Here is a 20,959-nt window from a genome sequence, read left to right as displayed (position 1 = left end):
GCTCCGAGGCATCCGTGCCGGGCCGGAGGCCGGACCGCTCACCGCACGGGCTCGAGCCTCGGATCGGGGGATTGCACGCCCTCCGAGGCCGCATCGGGCCCCGGCGCCGCCGGGACCGGAACGACGACGCCGTCGTGGATCTCGCCCGCGGTGACCCTGTGGTACGACATGCGGTCGATGAGCGCGAGCGCGAGCGCCGACAGGATGAACACGCAGTGGATGATCACCTGCCACATGACGCCCTCGCCGGTGTAGTCGTTGCCGGTCGTGTTCTCGGCGTTCGGGCTGCCGAGGTCGCCGACCTCGATGAAGGTCTTGAGCAGGTGGATCGAGGAGATGCCGATGATCGCCATGGCGAGCTTGACCTTGAGCACGTTCGCATTGACGTGCGAGAGCCACTCGGGCTGGTCGGGGTGATCGTCGACCCTGATCCGCGAGACGAACGTCTCATAGCCGCCGATGATGACCATGATCAGCAGGTTCGCGATCATGACCACGTCGATCAGGCCGAGCACGAGCAGCATGATGTCGGCCTCGGTGAACGCGTGCTCCTGGTCGATGAAGACGCCGTCGACGAGGTGCCACAGTTCTTTGAGGAACACCCACACGTAGATCGCCTGGGCGACGATGAGTCCCAGGTAGAGGGGAGCCTGGAGCCAGCGGCTCGCGAAGATCGAATAGCCGATCAACGAGGTGCCGGGGGCGCGGCGGTACGGGCGGGCGGGGGTGGGCGTCGTTCGGGCGCTCAAGCTCTCTCCTCGGTTCGCGGGGTTCGAGTCTACGTGGGCCCGCCGTCCGCTAGACTCGCCTGAGCGAAGGGGAGTATCCCGCGAGGCAACGGCCTCGGCCCATGATCGTCAGTACGAGCGCCGTCGTCGCCGCTCCGGTCCTGGGAGTGGCAGCGCCACGAGGGAGAGACTTTCGGGTTCCGTCGTACCCTGATCCCCGAAAGGCCCAACGTGCTCGAACTCCCCATCTGGTTCGAAGTCGGTTCGCTCGTCGTCCTGACGCTCATCCTCGTCGGTGACCTGCTGCTCGTGCTCAAGCGCCCGCACGTGCCCTCCATGCGGGAGTCGACCCTGTGGGTCGTCTTCTACGTCGTGCTCGCCCTCGTCTTCGCCGGGCTCATGTACCTGTTCGCCGGCGGCGAGTTCGCGGGGCAGTTCCTCGCCGGATGGTTGACCGAGTACAGCCTCTCGATCGACAACCTCTTCGTGTTCGTCATCATCATGGCGAAGTTCGCGGTACCGCGGAAGCTGCAGCAGGAGGTGCTGATGGTGGGCATCATCATCGCGCTCGTGCTGCGCGGCATCTTCATCCTGCTCGGCGCCTCGCTCATCGAGAACTTCAGCTGGATCTTCTACATCTTCGGCGCCTGGCTCGTCTGGACGGCCATCCAGCAGGTGCGCGGCGACCACGACGACGACGATTCCGAGACCTTCGTCGTGCGCATGCTTCGCAAGCGCGTGCGCCTCACCGACGACTACGACGGGGTGAAGCTGCGCACCACGATCGACGGCAAGCGCTTCTTCACGCCCATGCTCATCGTGTTCATCGCGATCGGTACGACCGACCTGCTCTTCGCGCTCGACTCGATCCCCGCGATCTTCGGCATCACCCAGTCGGCGTTCATCGTCTTCACCGCGAACGTCTTCGCGCTCATGGGGCTGCGCCAGCTGTACTTCATGCTGGGCGGCCTGCTCGAGCGCCTCGAGTACCTGAAGTACGGCATCGCGTTCATCCTCGCCTTCATCGGCGTGAAGCTCGTGCTCCATGCGATGCACGTGAACGAGCTGCCGTTCCTCAACGGCGGTGAGCCGATCGAGTGGGCGCCCGAGATCTCGACGTGGATGTCGCTCGGCGTCATCGTGCTCGCGATGCTCGTCGCGACCGTCGCGAGCCTCGTGAAGGCGCGGGTCGACGCGAAGCGCCGCGGCCACCGGCTGCTCGACGAGGTGCCGCACTTCACCGAGGACCCCGAGCACACCGGCCGCTGAACCGCGACGACGGATCGCCCGCGTTCTCCACAGGCGCGGGCGATCGGTCCGCGGACTTGCTACCGTTGACGGGCGACGCCCGGGCGGCGTCGCTCGGGCTGCCGTCCCGACCATCCCGCCCTACCGAGGAGTTCCGTGCCAGGTGATGCCGAGGGCGTCGTCGCCCTGACTCGCGGCTCCGCGCTCGTCGCGCACTCGGCGCGCACCGACATCGGGCTCGTGCGCAGCGTGAACGAAGACGCCGTGTTCGCCGAGGCGCCCGTGTACCTCGTCGCCGACGGCATGGGCGGTCACGCCCGCGGTGACGCGGCGAGCACGGCGGTCGTCGAGACCTTCCGCCGGCACATCGAGCCGGGCACTCCGCCGTCGCCCGAGCAGGTGCTCGATGCGATCCACAGCTCCAACGACGCGGTCCGCGCGCTGAGCGGCGACGGCGACGAGGGCACCGCTGTGGCGGGCACGACGCTCGCGGGGGTCGCGCTGGTCGACGCCGGCGACTCGGGCGGCTTCCACTGGATGGCATTCAACATCGGCGACTCGCGCATCTACTCGTGGGACGGCCGCTCGCTCGAGCAGATGAGCATCGACCACTCGGCCGTGCAAGAACTGGTGGACGCGGGGCTCATCCGCCCTGAAGAGGCCGAGCGGCATCCCGAGCGGAACGTGATCACCCGGGCGCTCGGGGCCGACGACCTCGTCGAGCCCGACGTCTGGCTCGTCCCCGCTGCCGGCCGCCAGGCGTTCCTGATCTGCTCCGACGGCCTCACGAAGGAGCTTCCCGACGATCGCATCGCCGCGATCCTCGCGGGCGACGCCGCCCACCCGGCCGGAATGGCCGGTGAACTCGTCGAGGCGGCGCTCGCGCACGGGGGCCGCGACAACGTGAGCGTCGTCGTCGTCGAGTCCACGATCGGGGGCGAGGTCGACGACGACGGCGACGCGACGCGCGATCGGGTGCACGAGGCGGTCGAAGAGACGAGACCACGAGACGAGGGGGGTCGCGATGCCTGAGTATCGCGCAGACGAGCAGGGCGATGCGGTCGCCGCGGTGCGGAGCGGGGCCGCGCTCATGGTGTCGGGGCCGACGGCCCCGGCGATCGCGACCGAGCTGTGGCCGGCGCTGGCATCCGAATCCTCGACCGAGGTGATCGAGCGGCTCACCGCCGCCGGCCTCGGTCGCACCCCCGACTTCGCCCTGGTCACGTGGGCGGGCGACGGCGACACGCTGGGGTCCGTGCGCATCATCGTGCGCGGCGCATTCGAGGTCGTCGCGGGCGACACGACCGTCTCGGGCGCCACGGTGTCGACCTGGGCCGAGCGGGTCGTCGACGGTGTCGAGCGGGTCGAGATGTCGGCCGCGGGCGCCGGGGCGGATGCCTCGTGGCTGCCCATCCTCGACGGCGTCGTGCCGACCGCGGCGATCGCGGTGCCGAGCGCGTCGGGCGCCGGCGAGTCGCCTGCGAAGCCCGTCGCCGTGACGGCGGCCGTCTCCGGCGGCGAAGACGCCCCGGCATCCGGTCCGCGCAGTCCTCGTACGGCGCCGACCGTGCTCGCGAGCCCGCCGCGCGTCGAGGCCGGTCGTGTCGACGACGCACCGGCACCGGTCGCGCCGCCGGCGCCGCCAGCCCCGGCCGTGCCGGTATCGGAGCACACGATGGCGCCGATCGAGGAGACGATCGTGGGCGTCTCCGAGCTGGTGCGCCCGCCCGAGCTCGATCTCGACGAGACGATCGCCCGGCCCGCGGGCGAGATCGCCTCTCCGCCGCCCGGCGACGGCGACCACGACGGCATGACCGTCGCGAGTGCCGACATCCGGCGCCTCCGCGCCGAGCGCGACGCCGCCCGCCCGTCCGACGCGCCCGCCGAAGGCGCCGCGCCCGCGCCCGTGCCCGAGGTGCGCCTGCGCATGCCCGACGGCAGCTTCGAGCCGCTCGTGCACGAGATCGTGCTCGGGCGAGCCCCGAGCGTCAGCAAGGTGGCCGGCGGCCGGTTGCCTCGGATCGTCACGATCGGGCAGGGCGACGCCGACATATCGCGCAGCCACGTCCGGCTCGCGCTCGAGGGCGGCACCGTCGTCGTCACCGACCTGCACTCTCGCAACGGCACCCTCGTCGTCGCGCCCGGGAAGGCCCCGGTGAAGCTTCGCGCCGGCGAGCCCACGCCCGTGCTCATCGGCACCGTCGTCGACCTCGGCGGCGGATGGACCATCCAGGTGGTCGGGGACTGATGCGTCGAGCCCCGTCCAGCCCGCCCGAACTGCCCGGCTACGCGTCGCTCGGCCTGCTCGGCTCCGGCGGGTTCGCCGACGTCTTCCTCTACGAGCAGCGGCTGCCGCGGCGCAAGGTCGCGGTGAAGGTGCTGCTCACCGAGGAGCTCGGCCGAGACACCCGCGCGCAGTTCGTCGCCGAGGCGAACCTCATGGCGCAGCTCTCGGCGCACCCGTTCATCGTCACGATCTTCCATGCCGACGTGTCGGCCGACGGCCGCCCGTACTTCGTCATGGAGTACTGCTCCGGCCCGAGTCTCGCCGAGCGCTACAAGCGGGAGCCCTTCTCCGTGGAGGACGCGCTGCGCACCGGCGTGCGACTGGCGGGGGCGATCGCGACCGCCCACGCCGCAGGCATCCTGCACCGCGACATCAAGCCGGCGAACGTGCTCACGAACGACTACGGCTGGCCCGCGCTCACCGACTTCGGCATCTCGTCGAACCTCGAGGGCGAGCTGCCCGTGCACACGGTCACCGTCGCCGAACTCGGCGCGACGGGATCCGGCTCGGGCCAGTCGGCCGTCGGCCTGAGCGTGCCGTGGTCGCCGCCCGAGATGTTCGAGGACGACCCGAAGCCCGACACCCGAAGCGACGTCTTCTCGCTCGCCGCGACCGTCCACACGCTGCTTGCGGGCCGCACGCCGTTCGAGATCCCCGGCCGGCCGAACGGGTCGCTCGACCTCATGGGCCGCATCGAGCGGGGCGCGATCACGCCGATCGGGCGCGCCGACGTGCCCGCGAGCCTTGTCGCCGTCCTCGCCAAGGGCATGGCGGCGCATCGCGCCGACCGCTATCCGAGCGCGGTGGAGTTCGCGCGCGCCCTGCAGCGCGTCGAACTCGAGCTCGGTTACGCGGCCACGACGATCGAGGTCCCGAACCTCGGCGCCGAGCGGGAGCCGGCTCCCGACGACGGGGCCGACGCGACCCGCGCGCGCACGGTGCAGACGGTCGAGGCGCAGGCGCCCCGAGCCCCCGGCGCGGCGATCGGAGCGCCGCCGGTCGCCGCAGCCGCGTCGGCCCCAGCGCCGATCGACGACGACCGGACCCGTGCACGAACGCCGCAGCAGGTCGACGCGCAACCGCACCGCACCGCACCGGTCGTCGACGACGCCACGGTGATGCGCGAAGCCTCGGCCGCGGCAGTCGACGAGACGATCGTCCGTCCGCGCAGGAACGTGCCGGAGGCGCCCGGTGCTGCGCCGACCGAGACCCGCCCACCGCGGCGCAGCCGCGTCGGTGCGATCGTCGCGGCCTGCGCGGGTGTCGTGATCGTCGCCGTCGTGGGCATCGCGATCGCCATGTCGGGCACGTTCGTGAATGCCGGGCCCGAGCCGACGAGCGATGCGAACGGCGAGGACGCGCTGCTCGAGGTCGCCGTTCCAGCGCCGGAGGTCGAGTTCACCGGGGCGGAGGGGTCCTCCGCCGTGTTCGAGGTCACGCATCCCCGCGCCGAGGAGGGCGACCGCTATCGGTGGGAGCGCGCCGACGGTTCAGGCAAGACGGAGGTCACCGACGAGTCGACGATCATGGTCGAGAACACTGCTGGGGGAGTCGTCTGCATCGACGTCGAGGTGCAGCGCGGCAGCAAGACATCGGAGCCGGTGAGGGGATGCTCGGAATGAGGCCGTTGCGCGTCGAATACTGCGGGGAGTGGTACACGGTCGAGGCTGGAGGCGATCCGTTCACGATCGGACGGGACTCCGACCTCACGATCGACGAGAACCCCTACCTGCACCGAACCTTCCTCACGCTCTCGAGCGAGTACGGGCTGTGGTGGCTGTCGAACGTGGGCCAGCTTCTCGCGGCGACCGTCTCCGACGCCACCGGCAGCGTGCAGGCCTGGGTGGCGCCCGGCGCCAAGCTGCCGCTCGTCTTCCAGACCGTGCACGTCATGTTCAGCGCGGGAGCGACGACCTACGACTTCACCGTCCATGCCGAAGAGGACTTCTACAACACGTCCCTCACCGCGACGCCGGTCGACGGCGGCACGACAGTGATGCCGGTGACGCTGACGACGAGCCAGCGGTTGCTGGTCGTCGCGCTCGCCGAGCACGTGCTCGCGCAGCCGGCGGCCGGTCGCGCCGCGGTCCCGACTTCGGCGGAGGCCGCGGCCCGCCTCGGCTGGAGCATGACGACCTTCAACCGCAAGCTCGACAACGTCTGCGAGAAGCTCGATCGCATCGGCGTCGACGGCCTCCGCGGCGGTCGCGGCAAGCTCGCCACCAACCGACGGGCCCGGCTCGTCGAGTACGCGGTGGCGACCCGGCTCGTGAGTGCCGACGACCTGCCGCTCCTCGATCGGCCGGCCCCCGACGCCGACGACGCTGCGCGGGCGTGACGCCCGCCGCTGTGCCGACGACGCGGCACGATCGCACCGCGACGATCAGCGACTGTTGCGCATGGGGACGACTCCCCATGTGACCGCGTCGGATCCCCGTGTTACCGTGTACCCCGTTGTGGGGGCCGATCGGCCCGATCCGATTCGTGGTGCATCAGGGGAGAAGTGGTGGGATCCTTCACGTCCTGGGTGCGCACGCGCAAGGCGACGGCGACGACGCTCGCACTCACGCTCATCGCGGGGGTACCGCTGACCTTCGCAGTGCTGCACCAGGGTTTCCCCGTGACCGACCCCGACCTCGACGCGCGAGACGTCTGGGTCCTCAACGAGCACGATCTGCTCGCCGGCCGCCTCAACCGGCCGATCGGCGAGCTCGACGCGGCCGTCAACACGGCAACGAACGAGTTCGACGTCCTCCAGAACGGCGACGACGCGTTCCTCTACGACCGCAGCATCGGCTCGATCGAGCGCATCGATCCCTCGTTCACCACGCTCACCGAACGCATCGACGTGCCCCCGGGCTCGCAGGTCGCCTACGGCGGCGAGGTCATCGCCGTGCTCTCGCCGAAGGGCGAGCTGTGGACGGTGCAGGCCGGGTCCGCGCTCTCCTTCGACGCCGCCGGCACCGACCCGCTCCTGAAGCTCGGCGAGGGGGCCAGGGTCGCCGTCTCGAGCGAAGGCACCGTCTTCGCGACCCGACCGGGCAAGAAGGCGCTGTACACGATCGCCGTGGGCGCCGACCCGCAGAAGCGCAGCACGCCGAAGCTCGGCGAGCACCAGCTCGCCGCCGTGGGCGAGCGCGCCGTCATCCTCGACGAAGACCAGAACCGCCTGATCTCGGGCGACGTCGCCGTCGACCTGCCCGAGCAGGGCCTGCGACTGCAGCAGTCCGGCGCCGAGCACGACGTCGCCCTCGTCGCGAGCGCGGGTGCACTGCTCGAGGCACCGCTCGCCGGGGGAGAGGTCCGCGTCATCCCGAGCGGTGGCGAAGTCGAAGCCGAGAAGGCGTCGCAGGTCGCGGCACCGGTCTGGCTCAACGGCTGCGCGCACGGCGCCTGGGCGAATTCGGCGAGCTACCTCGCCTCCTGCGACGGCGAGGACCCCCGGTCGCAGGAGATCGAGCAGAAGACGGCGGGCGGGCGGCTCGAGTTCCGCGTCAACCGCAACGTCATCGTGCTCAACAACCTCTCGAACGGCAACGCCTGGCTGGTCGACTCCGACCTCCGACTCGTCGACAACTGGGAGGAGGTCACCCCGCCCGAGGAGTCGGACGACGAGGAGGGCGAGGAGAAGAGCTCCCGCCAGAACTTCGAGGACACGCTCGCGGAACGGGGGCCCGTCAACCGTCCCCCGGTCGCGCGCGACGACGAGTTCGGCGTACGGCCAGAACGCACGACGATCCTCGAGGTGCTCGAGAACGACACCGACCCCGACGGCGACGTGCTCACCGTGGCCGAACTGCCGGCCGTGAGCGGTGCGCAGGGCCGACTTGAACTCATCGACGGCGGGCGAGCGCTCCAGTTCACCCCCGATGACGGTGCGGCGGGCACCGCCTCGTTCCGGTACTCCGTCGACGACGGACGCGGGGGCGTCGCCGAGGCATCCGTGAACGTGCGCATCACGCCCGAGAGCGAGAACGAGGCGCCCGTGTCGATGCGCACCGCGGCGACGAGCGTCGAGCAGAACCGGCAGATCTCGTACAACGTGCTGGCCGACTGGAACGACCCCGACGGCGACGACGTGTACCTCGTGAACGCGTCGCCGACGAGCGGCGACTCCGTGCGGTTCAGCCCCGACGGCCAGGTCACCTTCGGGCACCGCTCGGGCGAGCTCGGCACGAAGGAGGTGCAGTACGTCGTCTCCGACGGGCAGACCGAGTCCGCCGGCACCCTCGAGGTCGAAGTGAAGCCCACCGGCACCCTCAACCCGGTCGGCACGCCCGACTTCGCGCAGGTCTTCGTCGGCGAGGCGGTCGCGATCGAGCCGCTCGCGAACGACCTGACGCCCTCGGGCGCGCCGCTGTCGCTCGCCGGCGTCGAGGAGGTGCCCGACGGTGCGACGGTGACCCCGAACCTCGAACGCGGCACCATCACGTTCTCGGCCGACGAGCCGGGCGAGTACGTCTTCCTCTACGACCTCGCCGCCGACACCGCCGTGAGCGTCGGCCTCATCCGCGTGCAGGTCGCCGAGACGCCCGACGACGAGCCGAAGCCCATCGCCGTGAAGGACACGGCCTACCTCCGGCCGGGCGAGCCGACCACGGTGCCGCTCCTGGCGAACGACGTCTCGCCGTCGGGCCGGGTGCTCGCCGTGCAGTCCGTCGACGACTCGGCGACCGACGACCTCGTCTCCGTCGAGATCCTGACGAACACGGTCGCACGCGTCACGGCCTCCGAGGCGATCGACCGCCAGCTCGAGTTCGAGTACACGATCTCCGACGGCGTGAACACCGCGACCGCGAGCGTCGCCGTCGTGCCCGTGCCGCCGCTCGTCAAGCACCAACCGCCCGTCGCGGCCGACGACAGCGTGAACGTGCGCGCGGGCGACATCGTCACCGTCCCCGTGCTGCGCAACGACTACCACCCCGACGCCGCGGCGATCCACGTGCTGCCCGAGCTGTCGAAGGTCGACGCCGAGGGCGGCCTCGCGTTCGTCAACGGCGACGAGGTGCGGTTCCAGGCTCCGAAGACGCCGGGCGTCTACAGCGCGGTCTACACGGTCGGAGACGACTTCGAGCAGACCGCGCGCGCGACGGTGCACTTCACGGTGGTCGGTCCCGACCCCGCCAACAACCGTGCGCCGCTTCCGACGCCGCTCACCTCGCGCACCTTCGAGGGTTCGGCGGTCAAGATCGACGTCCCGCTCGACGGCATCGACCCCGACGGCGATTCGGTGACGCTGACGGGCATCGCCTCGGCGCCGTCGCTCGGGCGCATCCTCGAGCGCACGAGCACGTCGATCACCTACGAGGCGTTGACCGGATCCGCGGGCACCGACACCTTCCAGTACGAGGTCGAAGACACGCAGGGCGCGAAGTCGAAGGGCACCGTGCGCATCGGCGTCATCCCGCGGCCGGCGGTGCAGCTGCCGCCGAAGGCGGTCGACGACACGATCGAGATGAAGCCCGGCCGCACCGTCGGCGTCGAGGTGCTGCTCAACGACTCCGACCCGTCCGGCTACCAGCTGCGCGTCGCGGGGCTCCCCGACGTCGACGAGGGCATCGAGGCCGAGGTCCGCGACCGGCGGCGCGTCGTCGTGACGGCCCCCGAGACCGAGGGCGCGTACACCGTGCGGTACGAGATCTCGAACGGTCACGGCGGCGCCGATGCCGCCTTCCTGCAGATCGCGGTCTCGAAGGACGCCGTGATCCCGCCGCCCACCGCCGAGGACCAGGTCATCGAACCCGAAGAGGTCGTCGACGTCGACAAGGTCAACGTTCGCCCGCTCAACGATGCGACGAACCCCGGAGGACTCGTCGAGGACCTCAAGGTGAGCGTCGAGGGCCCCAACGCCGATCGCGCCGAGGTGCTCTCCGACGGCAGCATCGACGTGAAGCCGGGCCGCGATCGGTTCGCGGTCGCCTATCGACTGACCAACGAGCTCGACGAACTCGATGCGATGGCGTTCGTCATCGTGCCGCCGATCCCCGGCGGAGACGAGGAGCCCGTCGTCGAGGAGACCCAGCGGCCGAAGACCCCCGAAGAGCTCGCCGCCGAAGAGAAGGCGAAGTTCCCCGCACCGCACCTCGCCGACATGGAGCCGGTCGTCGTGCCGATGAACGGCAGCATCACCTGGGACGTCGACGACATCGTCGTGGTGCCCTCCGGCCAGCCGCCGCTCATCCTCACGGCGTCGGCGACGAACGCGGGCGAGGCGCCCATGGTCGACGGCCAGACGCTGCAGTACGTGCCCGAGCAGGATTACCGGGGCTCTGCCGCCGTGACGTTCCAGGTGACCGACGGCAAGAGCGCGACCGACCCCATCGGCCGCGTCGCGATCCTCACCATTCCCATCACGGTCGGCGATCCGAACTTCAACGACACCCCGCCGACGTTCACGCCGCGCACCGAGACGATCGAGGCCGGTGAGGCGCCGCTCGACGTCGACCTGCGCTCGTCGACCTACCAGCCGAATCCCGACAACATCGAGCGCGTCGAGTACACGAACCTGTCCGGGACGACGGACGAGATCCAGGCGTCGATCGACGGCGGAACGCTGAAGGTCTCGTCGGAGCTCGGCGTGCAGCCGGGCACCTCGACCCGCCTGACCTTCGACCTCAAGTTCGAGTCGTTCACGGTTCCGGGCTATGTCGACGTGAAGGTCGTCTCCTCGACGCGCGCGAAGCCCATCGCCAAGGACGACGGTCCGATCGAGATGGTGCGCAGCGACTCGAAGCTCGTCGACGTCCTCGAGAACGACTTCAACCCGTTCAACGCGGAGGGCGAGAAGCTGCGCGTCGTCGCAGCCGAGATCGACTCGGCGAGCGTGGGCTCGAACGCGTCGGTGAGCCACACCGAGTCCGACATCACGGTGCGCACCGGTGCATCGTTCACGGGCGAGCTCAGCGTCATCTACCGCATCGGCGACGCCACGATGGACCCGGCGCGCGAGGTGCAGGGACGCGTCACCGTGATCGTCAGGGATCGGCCCGACCCGCCGACGCTCACCGCCGCGACGAGCGGAGACGGCAACATCCAGGTGACATGGCGCGCCAACGCCACGAACAACTCGCCGATCACGGGCTACATCGTGAGCTACGACGGCGGCTCGAGGGAGTTCGGCGAAGCCGCAGCCGGCACGCCGCAGACGATCGACGGCCTCCGCAACGGTGCGGCGTACACGTTCACCGTGCGCGCGGTCAACGCGAAGGGCACGTCCGACGCGTCGAACAGCATGACCCAGACGCCGTACGGCACGCCGACCCAGCCTACGAACCTGCGCACGGGCGGCATCGGCTACGCGCCCGCCGACGTCACGGTCGCGTGGGATCCGCCCGCCGACACGGGTGGCGGAGGCGTGCAGTACTCGTGGCGCATCGACGGCGGCGGCTGGTCGGATTGGTCGACCGCGCAATCCCACACGTTCGGCAACCTCGGCGCCGGCAGCCACACGGTCGACGTCAAGGCGAGGAACAACGGCAGCGGCAAGGAGGGCCCCGCGAACTCCATCAGGTTCAGCGTCGAGAACCGTCCGCCGCCCCAGGCTTCGGGCTCGATCGGCAAGGGCGGGAGCCGCGCCTGCGACAGCGGCGGCAGCGGTTGCGCCAACGTGCGCATCAGCTGGAGCAACATGGACCCGGGCCGCTACCAGGTGTACGTGACCGTCAACGGCTCGTGGGGCAACTACAAGGGGACCTACGACGTCGGCGCGGACGGCCGACTCGAGCTGCAGAACCACCTCGGCCGGCGTGCCGCGGGCGAGACGATCGCGGTGCGCTTCGAGAACGTCAGCGGCGGCACCTCGAAGACCCTCGGCGCGATCAGCGGCAGCCAGTGGAACAGCATCCCGTACAACACGTGGTGACGCGTGTGACCCGACGGCAACGAAGCAAGAGAGAGACGAAACCCGCATGTCAGTGACCCAAGAACAGGCCCTGTGGTTCCAGGACGCGTTCTCGAAGCTCGTCGACAACGTCGACCGCGCCATCCTCGGCAAGCGCGAGGTCATCGAGCTCGTCGTGACGGCACTGCTCTCCGACGGGCACGTCCTGCTCGAGGACTTCCCCGGCACGGGCAAGACGGTGCTCGCGAAGGCCCTCGCGAACACCCTCGACGGCACGAACTCGCGCATCCAGTTCACGCCCGACCTGCTGCCGTCGGACGTCACCGGCGTCACGATCTACGACCAGGGCAAGGGGCAGTTCGAGTTCCATCGTGGCCCCATCTTCGCCTCGATCGTGCTGGCCGACGAGATCAACCGGGCGAGCCCGAAGACGCAGTCGTCCCTCCTTGAGGTGATGGAGGAGGGCCGGGTCACGGTCGACGGCGTCTCGTACGAGGTGGGGTCGCCCTTCATGGTGATCGCGACGCAAAACCCGGTCGAGCAGGCCGGCACGTACTCGCTGCCCGAGGCGCAGCTCGACCGGTTCCTGATCAAGACCTCGCTCGGGTACCCCGACCACGACACCGCCGTGACGTTGCTGCTCGACTCGGCGAACCGTGCGCGGGCGTCGAAGGTGTCGCCGATCATCGCCCCCGAGTCGATCACCACGATGTCCGCGCTCGCGAGCGACGTGTACGTCGACGCGGCCGTGCTGTCGTACCTGAACGAGCTCGTCGCGGCGACCCGGGACGACCGGGATTCGGCCTTGGGCGTGAGCATGCGCGGCGCACTGGCCCTCGCACGGGCGGTGAAGACGCGAGCGATCTCGCGTGGCCGCACGTTCGCCACGCCCGATGACGTGCGCGACCTGGCCGTGCCGGTGCTGGCCCATCGCATCATCGTGGATCCCGAGTCGGAGTTCGCGGGCGTGACCGCGACGGACATCGTGAACAGGGTCCTGGTCGAGGTCGCTCCGCCGGCGTACCGGGCGGCATGAGCGTACCGGCCGGCACGCGGGAGGCCCAGGCGCAGGCGCCCTCGCAGACACGCATCGCACTCAGGACGGTCTCGCGTTCGCTCGGGACGTCGCTGACGGCGGCTCGGCGCGCCGTCGTGCGCGCGGCGCGCGCGGTGGCCGCCTTCTGCGAGCCGGTCACGGGCGTGATCTCGACGACGGGATGGCTCGTGCTCGCCGCCGCCGTCGTCTCGCTCGTGCTCGCGTGGGCCTTCGGCTGGATCGAGTTCGCGTTCCTCGGGTTCACCCTGCTCGCGGCGGTGCTCGTCTCGATCGCGTTCGTGTTCGGTCGGATGCACTTCGACGTCGGCATCGAGCTGCAGCCCGCCCGAGTCGTCGCCGGTGAACGCGCACTCGGACGGCTCGCCGTCCGCAACGCGGGCGGCGCGCCGTCGGCGCCCGCGCGCATCGAGCTCCCGGTCGGCGCCGGGCTCGCCGAGTTCGTCGTGCCGCAGCTGGCACCGGGCGAGGAGCACGAGGAGCTCTTCGCCGTGCCGACGAACCGCCGCGCCGTGATCGTCGCCGGCCCTGCGGTCTCCGTCCGCGGCGACCAGCTCGGCATGCTGCGCCGGACGGTGCGCTGGACCGACCCGGTCGAACTCTTCGTGCACCCGGTGACCGCGCGCCTGCTGCCGTCGGCCGCGGGCCTCGTCCGCGACCTCGAGGGCGAGATCACGAAGGTCATCACGAACAACGACATCTCGTTCCACGCCCTGCGCGCCTACGAGCCGGGCGACCCGCTGCGCAACGTGCACTGGCGCACGTCGGCCCGCACCGGGCAGCTCATGGTCCGCCAGTACGAGGAGACGCGTCGTTCGCAGCTCGCGCTCCTGCAGTCGACCGAGCGGGCGCACTACGCATCCGAGGACGAGTTCGAGCTCGGGGTGTCGGTGCTCGCCTCGATCGGCGTGCAGGTCATCCGCGACAAGACGCGGCTCTCGGTCGCGACCGAACGGGTCTCCCTGCGCACGGCGACGCCGACGACCTTGCTGGATGACTCGTGCCGCATCGAGCCGGTCGACCGCGCCTACCCGACGATGCGCGACTTCGTGCGCGAGGCGACGAAGCGCCTGCCGGCCCCGAGCGTCGTGATCGCGGTCGGCGGTTCGCAGCTCCCGCTCGCCGAGTTCCGCGCCGTCGAGACGGTGTTCGGCAACGACACCCAGACGGTCGCCGTGCGCATCGACCTCGGCGCGCCGAGCTCGCTCACGAAGATCGCGGGCATGACCGTCGCAACCATCGGCGAGCTCGCCGACCTTCCTCGGCTGATGCGGAGGGTGCGCCCATGAGACGCCTGCCCCGCAACGTCGTCAGCGACCTGCTCGTGCTGAGCCTCCTGTCGCTGCTCGGCATCGTCGGCTACGAGACGAGCTTCGGCGACCTCAACTTCCTCGTCGCGGCGATCGCCGGGCTCGTCGTCGGCACCCTCGCGGCCGTCGCCGGCGCGGTCTGGCGGCTCGGCGTGCTCACGACCGTGCTCGTCGCCGTCGCCGCCTACTTCATCCTCGGCACGCCGTTCACGATGCCCGAGACCGGACTCTTCGCCGTGCTGCCCTCGCTCACGTCGCTCGCCGGGCTCGCCTACGGGGCCGTCTTCGGCTGGGCCGACATCGTCACGATCGGCACACCGGTCGAGGCGCCGTACTACATCGCGGCGCTGCCCTACTTCGCCGCCTGGCTCGTCTCGCTCGTCGGCACGATGCTCGCGACCCGATGGCTGCCCAAGCGTCGAACCGCACTGCGTGCGAGCGTGCTCGTCATCGGCCCAGCCCTCCTCTACCTCTCCGGCATCCTGCTCGGCACCGACGAGCCGTACTTCGCGGGTGTCCGCGGCGTCGCCTTCGCGGTCATCGCCCTGGTCTGGATCGCGTGGCACCGCGGGACGACCGTCGAGGCGACGGGAGAGGGGGCGAAGCGCCTGCGCCGGCAGAAGATCACCGGCACGAGCGCGGTCGTCGCCGGAGCCGTCGCCATCGGCGCGATTGCGGGCGTCGCGTTCGCACCGGTGAGTCCCGAGCGCTTCGTGCTGCGCGACGAGGTCGTGCCGCCCTTCGACCCGCTCGAGTTCCCGAGCCCGCTGTCGGGATTCCGCAAGTACACGAAGGACCTCGCCGAGGAGACGCTGTTCACGGTGCGCGGCCTCCAACCGGGCGACACCCTGCGGCTGGCCACGATGGACTCCTACACCGGCCGCCTTTGGAACGTCGCCGGTCCCGAGGACGCCGGGTCCGACGCGGGGTACGGCATCGTGGGCGAGTCGCTGCCCGAGCCCGGACTCGCCGACCTCGGCTCGAAGCGCGACGTCGAGATCGAGGTCGGCGCCTACTCCGACGTCTGGCTCCCGACCGTCGGTTACGGCAGTAGCCTGCACTTGCAGGATGCCGCCAGCGCCGCCCGCGCGGGCGACCTGCGCTACAACCCCGACGCGGGCACCGCTGTGCTCACGAGCGGCATCGGCGAGGGCACCCGGTACGAGCTCACGGCGAACGTGCAGCGCGAGCCCGACACCGACGACATGCTCGACGTGCCCGTCGCCGACCTCACCCTGCCGATCGTCGAGAACTCGCCCGACGTGGCCGAGGCCAAGGCGAGCGAGCTCGCCGGCGACGCCGCGAGCCCGATCGAGCAGCTGCGCGCGATCGAGAAGGCGCTCAAGACGAACGGATTCCTGAGCCACGGCCTCGCCTCCGACGAGGTGGCGTCGCGCGCGGGGCACGGCGCCGATCGCATCACCGAGCTCTTCACGCGATCGCAGATGGTCGGCGACGCCGAGCAGTACGCCGCCGCGATGGCGCTCATGGCCCGCGATCTGGGCTATCCGGCGCGCGTCGTGATGGGGTTCGCACCCGACGTCGCGGAAGGACAGGACGAGGTGGAGGTCGTCGGCGACGACGTCACCGCGTGGGTCGAGGTCGCGTTCGACGGCATCGGCTGGGTGAGCTTCCACCCCACGCCCGACCAGGTCGACGTGCCGAAGGAGGAGACCCCGAAGCCGAAGTCGGAGCCGCAGCCGCAGGTGCGCCAGCCGCCGCGCGCCGAGCAGACCGAGGACGAGCTGCTCGCCACCGTCGAGATCGACGACACGGACGACGACGACAAGGATCGGCCCTTCCAGATTCCGGGATGGGTGTGGATCGCACTCGGGTCGATCGCGATCCCCGCGGCGCTCGTCTTCCTGCCGATGCTCGCCGCGGCGCTGATCAAGGCGGCACGGCGCCGGCGGCGTCGCTCCGGCCCCAACGACCGGCAGGCCGCGGCCGCCTGGGACGAGCTCGTCGACCGCTACGCAGAGCTCGGCTTCGAGCCGCCGACGCGAGCGACGCGCCTGCAGTCCGCGAGGGCCCTCGAGCAGCAGGTCGTCGAGCAGGGGCTCGGCGATGCGATGCAGGGCGCGGATGCCGCGGCCGAAGGCGTGCCGTTGTCGACGCTCGCCTCCACGATCGACCGGGACGTCTTCGACGGCCGCCCCGTGTCCGACGAGGTCGTCGCCCGTCGCTGGACCGAGGCCGAGGCGGCGACGGCCGCGGTGACCGCGGCCGTCGGCAGAGCCCGGCGATTCATCAGTCGCTATCGGATCCGTCGTCGTCGGTAGGCTGGGACGGTGGGTGAATCGGACTTCATCGTTCCCCCGCCGGGGATCGTGCCCTCGGCGCCGCAGCCGCATGCGCCCGATCGCACGGTTCGGGCCGTCCCGAGGACGCTGCCGACCTTCGCCCCGGGCGGGCCGGTCATCGGCGCGCCCGGAACACCGCTTCCGGCGCCGCCGCAGCATCCCGCACCGGTGGTGGCGGCGGGGCCGGCGGCTCCGCCTCCGCGGCCCGGTGCGCCCGCACGGCGTCTCGTCGCGGCATCCGGGTTCGAAGCCGTCATCGACCAACCGGTCGTGCTCGGCCGCGACCCGGCGCCGTCCGCGGTGCCCGGCGCTCGCGCCGTCGCGGTCGACGATCCCGCCCGTACCGTCTCGAAGACGCATGCGTACGTCGAGCCCGTCGAGGCGGGCGTGCGCGTCACCGATCTCCGGTCGACGAACGGGGTGCGAGTCGAGGCGCCGGGCGCACCGGTGCGTGAGCTGCCACCGGGCGAGGCGACGGTGGTGCCCCTCGGGTCGGCGCTGTACCTCGGCGAGTTCGGGCTGCGGGTCGACGGCGCCGGGACGCACCGCTGATCGCGGATCCCTCGGCGTGACGCCCGATGACCGCCACATGTCCGCTCGCGGCCGAAGCGCCGGCGGCGAGGTGTTAGCCTGATGGGCATGCGCGCGCCACGACTTCTCCTTCGTCGCCGCGACGGGGCTTCGATCTGAGGCCGTCCCCGTCGCGGAGTCCGTCGTCGGCCGAAACCGATCCTCGAAGGAAGACGAACGAATGAACGCTGCGCACGACGCTGTCGCACGTCCCCGCACCCTGGCCGAGAAGGTCTGGACCGACCACTTGGTCAAGCAGGGCGAAGACGGCACCCCCGACCTCATCTACATCGACCTGCACCTCGTGCACGAGGTCACGAGCCCCCAGGCGTTCGACGGCCTGCGGATGGCCGGGCGCCCGGTGCGCCGCCCCGACCTCACGATCGCGACCGAAGACCACAACACGCCGACGCTCCAGATCGACCGACCCATCGCCGACCCGACGAGCCGCACGCAGATCGAGACCCTCCGCAGGAACGCGAAGGAGTTCGGCATCCGCCTGCACTCCCTCGGTGACAAGGAGCAGGGCATCGTCCACGTCGTGGGGCCCCAGCTCGGCCTCACGATGCCCGGCATCACGGTCGTCTGCGGCGACTCGCACACGTCGACCCACGGCGCCTTCGGCGCGATGGCGTTCGGCATCGGCACGAGCGAGGTCGAGCACGTGCTCGCCACGCAGACGCTGCCGCTGAAGCCGTTCAAGACCATGGCGATCAACGTCGACGGCGCCCTGCGGCCGGGCGTGACCGCGAAGGACATCATCCTCGCCGTCATCGCGAAGATCGGCACGGGCGGCGGCCAGGGCTACGTGCTCGAGTACCGCGGCTCGGCGATCCGCGAGCTGTCGATGGACGGTCGCATGACGATCTGCAACATGTCGATCGAGGCCGGCGCGCGCGCCGGCATGGTCGCCCCCGACGAGACCACCTTCGCGTACCTGAAGGGTCGCGCGCACGCGCCCGAGGGGGCCGAGTGGGATGCGGCCGTGGAGTACTGGAAGACGCTGCCGACCGACGAGGGCGCCGAGTTCGACGCCGAGGTGTTCATCGACGCCGACGCGCTCGAGCCGTTCGTCACCTGGGGCACGAACCCGGGCCAGGGCGTGTCGCTCTCCGAGTCGGTGCCCGATCCCGCCGCCATCGCGGACCAGCACGAGCGGGCGGCCGCCGAGCGCGCGCTCGAGTACATGGACCTCGAGCCGGGCACGCCGCTCAAGGACATCAAGGTCGATGCGGTGTTCATGGGCTCGTGCACGAACAGCCGCATCGAAGACCTGCGCGCGTTCGCGTCGGTCATCGAGGGCAAGCAGAAGGCCGACGGCGTGCGGGTGATGGTCGTGCCCGGCTCGGCACGCGTGCGCCTCGAGGCCGAGGCCGAGGGGCTCGACAAGGTGTTCGAGGCGTTCGGCGCCGAATGGCGCTTCGCCGGCTGCTCGATGTGCCTCGGCATGAACCCCGACCAGCTCGCCCCGGGCGAACGTTGCGCCTCGACCTCGAACCGCAACTTCGAGGGCCGGCAGGGCAAGGGCGGCCGCACGCACCTCGTCTCGCCGCTCGTCGCGGCCGCGACCGCCATCAGGGGCACGCTCTCGAGCCCCTGGGATCTGCAGACCGAAGGGGAGGCCCGCTGATGCAGAAGCTCACGACCGTCACCGGCGTCGCCGTGCCGCTGCGCCGCTCGAACGTCGACACCGACCAGATCATCCCCGCGGTCTTCCTCAAGCGGGTCACGAAGACCGGCTTCGACGACGCGCTGTTCCACGCCTGGCGCCAGGACCCCGAGTTCATCCTCAACCGGCCCGAGTACGCGGGCGCGAAGGTGCTCATCGCCGGCCCCGACTTCGGCACCGGATCGAGCCGAGAGCACGCCGTCTGGGCGTTGCGCGACTACGGTTTCGACGTCGTGATCAGCTCGCGGTTCGGTGACATCTTCCGCGGCAACTCGGGCAAGCAGGGCCTGCTCGCCGCACAGGTCGCCTACGAGGACATCGAGCGCCTGTGGGCGGTCGTCGAAGCCGACCCGGGAATAGCGGTGACCGTCGATCTCGTTGCACGAACGGTGAGCGCGGGCGCGCTCACCGTGCCGTTCGACATCGACGACTACACTCGGTGGAGGCTTCTGGAGGGCCTGGACGACATCGGCCTCACCCTCCGGGACGAAGCGGCCATCGCCGAGTTCGAGACACATCGAGCGGCATGGCGGCCCAAGACGCTCCCCATCAGGGAGCCGGCGGAATCAGGGAGTCTGTGAACACACTCGGGCAAGATGCCAAGAACCATGGAACGGCAGTCGGGTTGAACGTCGACAAGATCACGATCAACGGAGGCAAGCCGCTCCGCGGCAGGATCGAGCTGAAGGGCGCCAAGAACCTCGTCACGAAGGCGATGGTGGCGGCGATCCTCGGCGACACCCCGAGCGTGTTGAAGAACGTGCCGAACATCAGCGACGTGCGCATCGTGCGGGGGCTGCTCGAGGTGCACGGCGTGAGCGTCACGCACGGCATCGAGGAGGGCGAGCTCATCCTCGACCCGTCGGGCGTCGCCACCGCGCACATGGCCGACATCGATGCCCACGCGGGCTCGAGCCGGATCCCGATCCTGTTCTGCGGACCGCTCCTGCATCGCCTCGGCGAGGCGTTCATCCCCGATCTCGGCGGCTGCCGCATCGGCGACCGGCCGATCGACTACCACCTCGAGGTGCTGCGCAACTTCGGTGCCATCGTCGAGAAGCTGCCGAGCGGCATCCGCATGTCGGCGCCCGGCGGCCTCCACGGCGCCAAGGTGTCGCTGCCGTACCCGAGCGTCGGCGCGACCGAGCAGGTCCTGCTCACCGCCGTCCTCGCCGACGGCATCACCGAACTCTCGGGTGCCGCGATCGAGCCCGAGATCATGGATCTCATCAACATCCTGCAGAAGATGGGCGCGATCATCACGGTCGACACCGACCGCGTCATCCGCATCGAGGGCGTCGACAAGCTCGACGGCTACACGCACCGCGCGCTCTTCGACCGCAACGAGGCCGCGAGCTGGGCGGCCGCGGCACTCGCGACCGACGGCGACATCTTCGTGGGCGGTGCCCGACAGGCCGAGATGCTCACGTTCCTCAACGTCTTCCGCAAGGTCGGCGGCGCCTTCGAGATCGAGGAGGAGGGCATCCGCTTCTACCACCCCGGTGGTGAGCTGAAGCCCGTGATCATCGAGACCGACGTGCACCCCGGCTTCATGACCGACTGGCAGCAGCCGCTCGTCGTCGCCCTCGCGAAGGCCAAGGGCGTCTCGATCGTGCACGAGACGGTCTACGAGCAGCGTTTCGGCTTCGTCGACGCCCTCGTCGAGATGGGCGCGTCGATCGAGGTGCACAAGGAGTGCCTCGGCGGTCGGCCCTGCCGCTTCGGCCAGCGCAACTTCAAGCACTCCGCGGTCATCTCCGGCCCGGCGACCCTCACCGGCGCCGACATCGAGGTGCCCGACCTGCGCGGCGGTTTCAGCCACCTGATCGCGGCACTCACGGCCGAAGGGCGTTCGACGGTCTCGAACGTCGGCATCATCGCCCGCGGGTACGAGGACTTCATCACGAAGCTCGAGCTGCTCGGGGCGGATTTCGAACTCGAAGGATAATA

General features: G+C 70.5%; 14 protein-coding genes. 13 read left to right on the top strand and 1 reads right to left on the bottom strand.

Going from position 1 to position 20,959, the window contains the following annotated elements; translation table 11 throughout:
• Positions 1–38: 38 nt before the first annotated feature.
• Positions 39–749: a TIGR00645 family protein gene (locus tag ACWGPE_RS05450; protein ID WP_231430699.1), complete on the bottom strand. Its 711-nt coding sequence runs from the start codon at positions 747–749 to the stop codon at positions 39–41.
• A 210-nt stretch (positions 750–959) separates the two neighbouring features.
• Here ACWGPE_RS05450 and ACWGPE_RS05445 point away from each other — a divergent pair, with 210 nt between their 5' ends.
• The 13 genes from ACWGPE_RS05445 to murA all read left to right on the top strand — a co-directional run bounded on the left by ACWGPE_RS05445 (position 960) and on the right by murA (position 20,957).
• The gene (locus ACWGPE_RS05445) at positions 960–1,997 is read left to right on the top strand and encodes a TerC family protein (protein WP_231430700.1); all 1,038 of its coding nucleotides are present in this window, start codon (positions 960–962) and stop codon (positions 1,995–1,997) included.
• Positions 1,998–2,132: 135 nt separating this feature from the next.
• Complete coding sequence (locus ACWGPE_RS05440; protein ID WP_231430701.1) at positions 2,133–3,008, top strand: PP2C family protein-serine/threonine phosphatase; 876 nt, start codon at positions 2,133–2,135, stop codon at positions 3,006–3,008.
• Entirely contained in the window at positions 3,001–4,224 is a 1,224-nt protein-coding gene (locus tag ACWGPE_RS05435; protein WP_452048293.1) for an FHA domain-containing protein, read from the top strand. The genes ACWGPE_RS05440 and ACWGPE_RS05435 overlap by 8 nt, the downstream gene beginning before the upstream one ends.
• On the top strand, positions 4,224–5,885 hold the full coding sequence (locus ACWGPE_RS05430; protein ID WP_452048292.1) for a serine/threonine-protein kinase: 1,662 nt from the start codon (positions 4,224–4,226) through the stop codon (positions 5,883–5,885). Before ACWGPE_RS05435 ends, ACWGPE_RS05430 begins: the two co-directional genes overlap by 1 nt.
• Entirely contained in the window at positions 5,882–6,601 is a 720-nt protein-coding gene (locus ACWGPE_RS05425) for an FHA domain-containing protein (RefSeq protein ID WP_231430704.1), read from the top strand. The genes ACWGPE_RS05430 and ACWGPE_RS05425 overlap by 4 nt, the downstream gene beginning before the upstream one ends.
• Positions 6,602–6,769: 168 nt before the next feature.
• Positions 6,770–12,124, top strand: coding sequence for an Ig-like domain-containing protein (locus ACWGPE_RS05420; RefSeq protein WP_452048291.1), 5,355 nt, complete (start codon positions 6,770–6,772; stop codon positions 12,122–12,124).
• A gap of 46 nt (positions 12,125–12,170) precedes the next feature.
• A complete protein-coding gene (locus ACWGPE_RS05415) occupies positions 12,171–13,139 on the top strand; it encodes an AAA family ATPase (RefSeq protein ID WP_231430706.1) in 969 nt (322 codons plus the stop codon).
• Positions 13,136–14,446: a DUF58 domain-containing protein gene (locus tag ACWGPE_RS05410; protein ID WP_452048290.1), complete on the top strand. Its 1,311-nt coding sequence runs from the start codon at positions 13,136–13,138 to the stop codon at positions 14,444–14,446. The genes ACWGPE_RS05415 and ACWGPE_RS05410 overlap by 4 nt, the downstream gene beginning before the upstream one ends.
• Complete coding sequence (locus ACWGPE_RS05405) at positions 14,443–16,749, top strand: transglutaminase family protein (protein WP_231430708.1); 2,307 nt, start codon at positions 14,443–14,445, stop codon at positions 16,747–16,749. Before ACWGPE_RS05410 ends, ACWGPE_RS05405 begins: the two co-directional genes overlap by 4 nt.
• Positions 16,750–16,758: 9 nt before the next feature.
• A complete protein-coding gene (locus ACWGPE_RS05400; RefSeq protein WP_452048289.1) occupies positions 16,759–17,322 on the top strand; it encodes an FHA domain-containing protein in 564 nt (187 codons plus the stop codon).
• Between the two features lie 199 nt (positions 17,323–17,521).
• On the top strand, positions 17,522–18,970 hold the full coding sequence (gene leuC / locus ACWGPE_RS05395; protein ID WP_231430710.1) for a 3-isopropylmalate dehydratase large subunit: 1,449 nt from the start codon (positions 17,522–17,524) through the stop codon (positions 18,968–18,970).
• The gene (gene leuD / locus ACWGPE_RS05390) at positions 18,970–19,590 is read left to right on the top strand and encodes a 3-isopropylmalate dehydratase small subunit (protein ID WP_376931476.1); all 621 of its coding nucleotides are present in this window, start codon (positions 18,970–18,972) and stop codon (positions 19,588–19,590) included. Before leuC ends, leuD begins: the two co-directional genes overlap by 1 nt.
• Positions 19,587–20,957: a UDP-N-acetylglucosamine 1-carboxyvinyltransferase gene (gene murA / locus ACWGPE_RS05385; RefSeq protein WP_231430712.1), complete on the top strand. Its 1,371-nt coding sequence runs from the start codon at positions 19,587–19,589 to the stop codon at positions 20,955–20,957. Before leuD ends, murA begins: the two co-directional genes overlap by 4 nt.
• Positions 20,958–20,959: the final 2 nt, after the last annotated feature.

Source organism: Agromyces sp. NPDC055658 (assembly GCF_053618155.1).
This window is presented reverse-complemented; position numbering and strand designations above follow the sequence as displayed.